This is a genomic window from Massilia sp. (assembly GCF_032106685.1).
Lineage (GTDB): Bacteria > Pseudomonadota > Gammaproteobacteria > Burkholderiales > Burkholderiaceae_D > Telluria.
The window spans coordinates 1-1,414 of sequence record NZ_DAMCPG010000102.1 but is presented as its reverse complement, the minus strand read 5'-3'; the positions used below and the strand labels follow the sequence as shown (position 1 = coordinate 1,414).

The 1,414-nt window shown below is 63.5% G+C and carries 1 protein-coding gene; it reads right to left on the bottom strand.

The genetic code is table 11. The annotated features are described in order from the left end of the window. Positions 1-316 precede the first annotated feature (316 nt). Positions 317-1,330 carry an IS110 family transposase gene (locus RT688_RS23745; RefSeq protein WP_303697911.1) on the bottom strand — a complete coding sequence of 338 codons (1,014 nt, stop codon included), beginning with the start codon at positions 1,328-1,330 and terminating at the stop codon, positions 317-319. Positions 1,331-1,414: the final 84 nt, after the last annotated feature.

Below are 1,414 nucleotides of genomic sequence, written 5' to 3'. Positions count from 1 at the left end.
CTCTACTCAGATCAACCTCGGACTCTCGTTATGGCTGGATGAGAAACGGGGGTCATGTGTGGACGACCTCCAAGACGCAAGAGTGAAAACGACGTTGGCGCTCGGTCGAGTGCAGTCATGTGTTCGGCCTGTTGATGCAGCTGTGTGCGCTGCTGGCCTTGATGAAGTCCGCGGACCGGCTCCCTAATCACGTCAACGCGCTCGAAGCGCTCTGACCCCCTGGGTTTCACCCGTCCCCGGCTGCGGCCGGTTCGTCATCACGTCTCACCACTCTTTCGTCTACGGCGTCGGTCCTTGTTGGGAGCCGGGCCGATCTCTATGCCGCTATGGGCCTGTAGTCCTCCTGTCGCACCATCAGGGTCCATGCGATACGGGCCGTCTTGTTGGCCAAGGCCACGGCGGCGACTTTGGGCTTCTTGCGCTCGAGCAGATTGCCGACCCAGCCCGCCCGTGCTCGCTGGCGGGCCATTCGCAGGACGGCCGTCGCCCCGACGACCAGCAGGCGTCGCAGATAGCTGTCGCCCATCTTGCTGATGCCGCTCTGACGTTCCTTGCCGCCGCTGCTGTTGGCGCGCGGCGTTAGCCCCAGCCAGGCCGCGAACTGTCTTCCCGAGCGGAAGAGCTTCGGATCCGGCGCGCTTGCGGCCATGGCGCTGGCGGTGATCGGCCCGATGCCTGGGATGGTCGCCAACCGCCGGCTCGTCTCATCCTGTCGATGCCACTCGAGAATCCGACGTTCCAAGCGACCTATCTCTGCACCAAGTTGTTCGAGCTGTTCCGCCAGACCTCCCAGCGCGGTACGCGCCAGATCTGGCAGGTCCTGATCCTCTTCCCGCAAAGCCTTCAGCGCCGCCTGCACCCCGGCTGGGCCTTGAGGCGCGGTTATGCCGTACTCCCCGAGGTGGCCGCGTAGCGCATTGATCAGCATCGTTCTCTGGCGAACGAGCAGGTCTCTCGTCTTGTGCAGCATCAAGACTGCCTGCTGCGCCTTTGACTTCACGGCCACAAACCGCATGGTCGGCCGGGTGACGGCCTCCGCGATCGCCTCAGCATCTGCGGCGTCGGTCTTGCCGCGCTTCACATAGGCCTTCACATATGCTGGCGGCATGAGCCGCACCTCATGGCCGATCGCCATCAACTCCCGCGCCCAGTGATGGGCAGAGGCGCACGCTTCGATCCCGACCACGCATGGCCCTATCGACTGGAAAAACCCCAGCACCTGGCCTCGTCGCAGTTGCCGCCTCACGACGACCGTGCCGTCTGCGGCAACACCGTGAACCTGGAAAACAGTCTTCGCCAGATCAAGTCCGACAACTGCGATGGCCTGCATGATACCGCTCCTAGACATGACGTCCCTGATGACGACACGGCCAGAACAGCTGGTCAGGTGGAGGTCGTCCACACCATCACGTCA

Bases quoted from the DNA above. Each gene is read 5' to 3' on its own strand.
- RT688_RS23745 (WP_303697911.1), bottom strand. From the start codon at position 1,330: ATGCAGGCCATCGCAGTTGTCGGACTTGATCTGGCGAAGACTGTTTTC.